The 6,903-nt window shown below is 65.6% G+C and carries 3 protein-coding genes; all 3 read right to left on the bottom strand.

What is annotated here, in order from left to right:
• Nucleotides 1-111: 111 nt before the first annotated feature.
• The 3 genes from HW578_RS20730 to HW578_RS20740 all read right to left on the bottom strand — a co-directional run bounded on the left by HW578_RS20730 (nt 112) and on the right by HW578_RS20740 (nt 6,005).
• Entirely contained in the window at nt 112-342 is a 231-nt protein-coding gene (locus tag HW578_RS20730) for a hypothetical protein (RefSeq protein ID WP_198372616.1), read from the bottom strand.
• A 624-nt stretch (nt 343-966) separates the two neighbouring features.
• The gene (locus HW578_RS20735) at nt 967-2,172 is read right to left on the bottom strand and encodes a hypothetical protein (RefSeq protein WP_198372617.1); all 1,206 of its coding nucleotides are present in this window, start codon (nt 2,170-2,172) and stop codon (nt 967-969) included.
• A gap of 704 nt (nt 2,173-2,876) precedes the next feature.
• Nucleotides 2,877-6,005: a helicase-related protein gene (locus HW578_RS20740; RefSeq protein ID WP_198372618.1), complete on the bottom strand. Its 3,129-nt coding sequence runs from the start codon at nt 6,003-6,005 to the stop codon at nt 2,877-2,879.
• Nucleotides 6,006-6,903 lie beyond the last annotated feature (898 nt).

Consider the following 6,903-nt stretch of genomic DNA (forward strand, 5'->3'; position numbering starts at 1 on the left):
GGCGAAGAAGGAAAGCCGCTGAGAGGCGCCGCCCGGGGTGGGGCGAGCCCCACCCCGGGCATCACATGGGTCAGGTTTCGATCGGCGACCCCACGCAAAGCGGGTCAGAATTCAACCGGCGTTGACAAAGGTAAGGTCGTCGATCGCCGCCCGGCCGAGTGTAAGGGGGCGGCGCGTCGTGGTGGGCGTCGCCCGGAAGGCGGCCGCGAGGTGGAGCTTCGTGTCGATGAGCCCGGACGACGTGTCTGGGACCAGGCGGACCGCCGCCGGATCGAGGACCCGCGCACCCTTTTCGAGATCCCAGACGAACCGGGCCTCTTTGTCCCGCACGAGACCGCTCAAGCCACGGCAGTGGACCTCTCGAAACCCAAGCTTGAGGATTGAGGTGCCTAGCACCTTCCAAGTAGCAGAGCGAAGCTGGATCACAGATCCGGGCTGAGGAACCGCACTCACTTTGCGCGTCCTGTCACAGCAGATTCTTTGATCAAGTACATACTCTGATCCTGCGGCCTGCGCATACATGAGGCCGCTTTCACCAGACCAGCCATTCCGCCCCGCCTAACTTCTTGTCGCGGGAGCTTAGCGTTTTCGTGCTTCGCTCCGATTCGATTGCCTGCAGCCGCTGATATTCCTCGAACGCCACTACCACGACGACAGCCCGACCGTGCTTCTTAAGCGTTGCGATGAATTTCCAATCGAGGCCAAGCGCATTCTCTATGCCGTTTATGAGATCGACAAGACATTAGTCCGCTGTTCAACACGCTCAAGGAAGCCAAGGTGCTGATTGAGGATTGGCGCCGCCACCACACCCAGAAGCGCGCGAAACGAAGCGGCGAGTTGATCGCGGCGTCCTCCACGACGGGGAATGACGTCCATCCCGCTGGGGACTTCCTGGACACATGCTCGGAAACAGAAGGCACCGAAGCGCAAAGCGCCCACAGAAGCGGAGCAACTTCAAGCTCACCTTCAGACCTGATCCTTGCCGATGTACTTGTCGTCCATCCCTGGCCGACGCACCAGCTCAACGTCTTCGATATCGTCCGGCAGATTGACCTCGGGAATATCGCCCTCGGGCAGGCTGAGCCCAATGGCCACGGCGAGCCGGTGGACCTGATCGCCTGGACATTCGGGATGCTCCAGGTTCTCCGGCGCCGGCAGGGATTCGATCCACACTCCCGCGTTCTCGCGGGTATTTTCGCGTAACCACGCGTCCAGCTGACCCGTGCTTTCCTTATGGACCTGGGACGAAGCGCCGCCGCCCACGAAGAACAGCGGCAGCCCTGCTCGCCAACGCTCACTGAGCGGAGCACGCTTGAACCGCGTACGCCAGATGACTGTCGTCGGAAGCGTATCGAGCAGGTAGCGGAAGTCGTCCGCTGCCCGGTCGTCACCCTCGCAGAGTCGCCATGGCTCGACGCCTAGCAGCTCCACCTGCGCCCACAAGACCGGGCAGCGCGCACCACCGTCCCGCGCTGTGAACAGGTTGAAGGTGCAGCAGTCGACCGTGCTACCGCCGACATCGATGATCGCGTAGAGTCCATCCTCACGGCGGATGGAGTTCGCGAAGCCGGCGATGGCTGCGGCGATTTCGGGATGGAGCGCGGCGCGCTGCCGCTGAAGCCAGTGGGGAGCGTCGGCGGCCACGTCCGCCAGTGCCGCCTTAACCGCAGGCAGCGTCACATCGAGCGGCTTGGCAGCGAGTGCAACGGCGGCCGCCGCGCAGCGTTGATAGCGCGCGCGCATGACCGCGTCGTTCAGCGAGGCTGCTGGAAACCCAAAATTGTACTCCCAGCGCGGTGGTTTCGCTTGAACGAGCGTCGCCTTCTCTGTCACGAACCAACCCTTAGCTTGGCGGATCTGGAGAGCAAGGAAGGCGGTTGCGGCTTCCTCCGCCGTGGCACGGATGACACCCTCGGCATTCAGCACCGGGCCGTTCTCCGCGTCGCATGCCATCAGACTGGCTTTAATGGCGCAGGTGACGGTTGCCTGCGGCATGGGCTGCAGCGCGAAGGCGCCGTTCGGTGTCAACCATAGACGTGACACCCACAAGTAGGGGTGTCCCTCCGCCCGCGCGAACGGCAGAGCGGGAACAGCGAAGGCGCGCGCCCCCGTTTCAAATGGCTGGCGGATAACGATCTTCGTGCTGGTGGTACCAAAGTCGATGCCGAGCACCGTCGTAGCCGCACGCCCACGGCTAGATTTGGCGTCGTGATCCACAAGCCCCGCCCCCGCCTTGAGGCGTGCATCGAGGTGTTCGGCCTCGACCGCTGAGGGGTTACCAGCTGCTTCGGCGGCGCGCCGTGACCGACCCTCGAGGGCCGGCGCGAGGCCGGCGAGCCGCCGTTCGAGGCGCTCCCACGTCTCGGCCCGCTTGGGCTTTGGCGGCTCAGGCTTGGCGATGGCGACCCTAGGGGCTGGTAGCGCGCTGTTCGCCTTTGGGCGTGCTGGCTTTAGTCGAATCATCCCGTGCTGCGGCGCCGCAGCGCGCGACTGCTGAGGCCCGGTCTGCTGGGCCCGTTTCGCCAACTGGTCTCTTAGCGCGGGATGGCCGCCGTTCTTACGGTCGCTGCCCTTTCCCTTCTCCGACGCCCGCCCCTGGAGTTGATGCTGCGTCAGGCGGGCCTTGGCCTGCCCGGATGAAACGCCCGGCTCCGGGCGCGGCCATGAACGGCTTCTGCCGCTTGCTGACGATTGCTTCTGCGCGAGGGGCTGGTCAGTCGCGCCAGCTGCCGGCGTTCGGTACCGCTCCACGTTCAGCCCGGCGGCGCGGAAAGCCTCCCGCATCGCCTCGCCCGGCTCCGGATGCCTAGGCGGTCGATCACCATGGGGACGGGAACCGAGTCCCGATTTAGCGCAGCTCTTTGGAGGACGCCGGCTCACTTCACCACCTCCACCACCGCAATGGCGAGTTGCTCGTCCTGAGCGGTCTGCGATCGCGTACGCTCAATCGCAGCACGGCGAAGCGCGGCCCGTTCCTCGAGCTTGCGCAGCTTGCCCTCGGCCATGGCGATAAGTGATCCGGCCCGGCGCGCATCCCCCGTCCCCTGCGTGACATTCCGCCGGTTCCGTTCGATGATCTCAAGCTGACGCCGTCGTTCGTCGGCGAGCCTCTGCTCCAGCGTCCTTAGCTGGATTGCCGCGCGGTCGTCGCCCTCGGCGCGCCGCGTCGCCCGCTCCTCCAGAAAGCGCCCCGTGAGGCGTTCAAGTAGCAGCGCCTCACACACGTCGGCGACCCGCTGGCAATCCAGCTCTGCCTCAGCTTCGGGCCATAGCGTGCCCGCTTCCGCCGCCGCCACAAGGAGGCGTTCGGCGTCATCGTCCTCGATCGACGTGCCGTCCGGCAGGGCAAGGCCCGCGTAAGCGATGCGCTCCTGGTCCACCTGGCCGCCAAAGCGCCAGAGCACTGCCAGCACGGCATAGCGGCCGGGCGGCATCGACGCTCCACCCTTGATATCTGCCGCCTTGACACGTGCGGCGACGGCGGGTCGGAGCTTCGGTGCGTCTGTCTCGGCCACGCGCCCCGCCAGGAACCGCACGAACGGATGCGTCTGCGTCAAGGTTTCTGCGCCACGGGTCCTCCCGCGCCCGCCCGCCGGGAGCCTACCGATGCGGCAACTCACGGGGCTCGGTTCCCGCTCCAAACGGCCGCCCGGCAGCCGCTGCGCCTGCAGCCACTCGGCGTACGCTCCACGGGCTTCCTGGCTCAGGCGGAGCTCGTATGTATCGTCACGGCCGAGGTCGCGGACGGCGCTACCGGGGAAGAGCGAAGCCATGGCATCGCTGAGGTAGCGGGCCAGATCGCGCGCACCGATCCAACGGTGCATCTCGTGCGCAGCCCGGATAGACATCGTAATGCGATCGCCGTGGGCAATGAGGGCGGCGGCCTCTTCCTCGAGCTGCCGCTCGATCTTAAGCCTGTTCTCGATGGCCTGGCTCGTCTGGTCGATGCGCTGGGCCACCTGTTCTGACGTCAGCCGGCCTGCGAGGAGGTCGGGGGTGAGGCGCGCGATCTCGTCGCCCAGCACCGCCTCGAAGCCGCCCAGCGCCTGCTCGCACAGTCGGAGCCGGTGATAGAGACGAGAATAGATCGCGTCGTCGATGGTGTCGCGGTGGAGCAGATTCACGACGGTGACGCTGTCCGCCGCCTGCCCGAGCCGGTCCACGCGGCCGATGCGTTGCTCGACGCGCATGGGGTTCCACGGCAGATCGTAGTTGAAAACCGTGCGGCAGAACTGGAGGTCGATGCCCTCGCTGCCGACCTCCGAGGAGAGCAGCACCCGCACGCCCTCCTCCGCCTCGAAACGGCCCAGCGCGGCGTCGCGGTCGGGTACCTGGCCGTGGATCACCTCGCAAACGATCCCTGCCATCTGGAGGCGACGTTCAAGATAGCGGAGCGTGGGGCGGAAGGTGGAGAAGACCACCGCCTTCTCTCCCGGGTGGGAGCCGAGGAACTCGCGCAGCGCCTCGAGGAATGTGCGGAATTTCGAGTCGTGGTACTCGAGCTCGGCAGGCGCCGGCAGGCGTGCGCAGGCCGTGGCGAGTCGGTCGACCAGCGGCCTGAGCTGCCCAGCTGCCTCCGTCGTCTCCGACGTGACGTCGTCGCCCACTGCGTCCTCGTCCTCAGACTCAGCGTCCGCCGCGTGGCGCAGCCAGTGCGCGACAGCCGCGGGGAGGCAGGATGCCAAGAGACGCTGCGGTGTCGCCAGCAGGAAGCCGGCAGGGACGTCCCTCTGCCACGCGTAACCCTGCACGACGCCAGTGATCACCTCGTAGGCCTCCCGCTCGACGGGTTCCATTTCGGCGCGGAAGACGCGGACATTCCGGACGACGCGCAGCTCCTGCACATCGCGGCGCCGGGTGCGCGTCACCGTGTTAGCCAGCAGGTTGACCTGCTCCAGCTCGCCGGCGAGACGAGCACGTTCGGAACGAGGCAGCGGATCGGGGAGGCGTGCAAGCCCGTGGAGGAGCGCACCGATCTTCTGCGTGCCGTTCAGAAGCGGGTGCCGGGCCGCGGCCTCCACGCTCGCGCGGATCTCCGCCGCCGTTGCGCCGGCCAAGGCCGCCTCGCGAGCCTCAACGATCGGCCGGTTCGCCTCAATGATGTCGCTAAGTGCCGACTCGTGCCGATAAGTCTCGGGATCAATCAGAGACAGGAGGGAGAAGAGATCGGTGTTGCGAAGGTGGATTGGGGTCGCCGAGAGGAAGACCTGATGCTGTGCTGTCGGGCGCAGCAGTCGCGCGAGCAGGTTGTTCTGAGTCTCTGGGTTCCGGAGGTGATGTGCCTCGTCCACCACCAGCATGTCGAAGAGGGGTTCATCCTCGGCACGGTCGCGAAGCAGCCGGGCAAGCTTGGCTGCGGGGCGCCCATGCTGAGGATCCGCAGGATCGTCCCACCCACGGGGAGGCTTTAGACCCTGGAGGCTACAAACAGCCGCAAAGCCACGCGCCCACCGGTCGCGATCGCCAAGTACGGTCAGCAACTCGGCCGGCGTAAGAACCCGAGCGTCCAGGCCGAACTTGCCAGCGAGTTCAGCCTCCCATTTCGTGCACAACACCTTCGGACAAACGATCAGAAGCCGGCGATAGTCGAATCGAGCGCGGAGCTCGGTCCAGATGAGCCCCGCCTCGATCGTCTTGCCAAGGCCGACCTCGTCCGCGATCAGGAGGCTTCCCGTCGGCGAGGCCAGCATTTTCAGGACTGGCTTGAACTGGTGGGCATGGAACTCCGTGTTCGTCGCCTCCATGCTGTAGATCACGTCGGCAAGCCGGCCTGTGAGGCGAATGTGTGCGAGTACTTGCCGCAGCCTAGCGGGCTCGCTGAAGCGCGCGTCGCGGAGAAAGCTGAGCGGCTCCTCGCGGGCCGATGGCACGGGCTCGATCTCCTCCAGCGGCCATTGCACGACTCCAGTGAGCGCCTGCACGCGCGCGAAGGATCGGCCGGAGCGGAGGACGACGTCCTGAAAGGACCCGTAGCGCTGAGGATCGCCAATCAAACGGACAAGCATGCCACGTGCGAACGCGTGATCTGCGCTGTCGGGACCTGGAACATCTGGCATAAGCAACGTTAACCTGAGGCCAAATTATTTCTCAAGTATTCACTCATAGGGCAGGGCTCCTTTGATCTTCGGCAGTAGATCGTCACCAACCTCGACGCTCTGCGGCAATTGTGTCCGCACATGCCAAGCCGAGATGAAGGCGGGCCAGAGCCGCCGGTTGAGATACGCCGAGCGCCATTCGGAACTCCCGTCCGGGGTCCTGCCCTGGGGCTATCACCCGCATCCCATTGATGATCCGACGGTCACCCTGCGCAGCTGGCCGGAGCCTATGCAGTGCGGTTGAGAGGTGGCGCATCTTCTCCGCAGTGGGCAGGGCAGATGTGAGGACATCCCACACTTCCTTTTGGCCCTCGCGGAGGTCGAAGCTGTGCAGCCAGGTTTGTGCTTCGACGACTGGCACCGGCAGCCCGCCACGCCCGGGCAGAAGGCGCAAGTGGCCTAGGAACGCCCCGTTACCGGCAGGCATGAGTACAGCAGCAACGCCGCCGGCTAGACGCCCTAGTGCTCCCTCGCAGTGGGCAAGGAGCACCACGTTGAAGGCCTCTGCAGCCTGCAGCACAGCACCATGGATGTCTGGCGTCGTTTCCCGGCCGCTTCTCTGAACAAAGCGGCCGAGTGCATGCCGGCTGACCTCCAGCACCGTCCCAACTTCCCGCCAATCAAGCCGCTTACCAGCGAGGCAGAGCAATCGCTGTACAACGATGCCAGGCGGTTCGTTGTTGACCCCGCCCCCTTGGATGCCCCCGCCCTGAGCTAGAGTCCGTCGAAGGGAGACGGATGATGAAGCGATCGAGGTTCACGCAGGAGCAGATCATCGGGGTGCTGAAGGAGCACCAGGCGGGTGCGA

Source organism: Roseomonas rosulenta (assembly GCF_016106005.1).
Taxonomy (GTDB): domain Bacteria; phylum Pseudomonadota; class Alphaproteobacteria; order Acetobacterales; family Acetobacteraceae; genus Neoroseomonas; species Neoroseomonas rosulenta.

What these genes read in the sequence shown, in the direction of transcription:
- HW578_RS20740 (WP_198372618.1), bottom strand. Translation starts at nt 6,005, where the DNA reads ATGCTTGTCCGTTTGATTGGCGATCCTCAGCGCTACGGGTCCTTTCAG.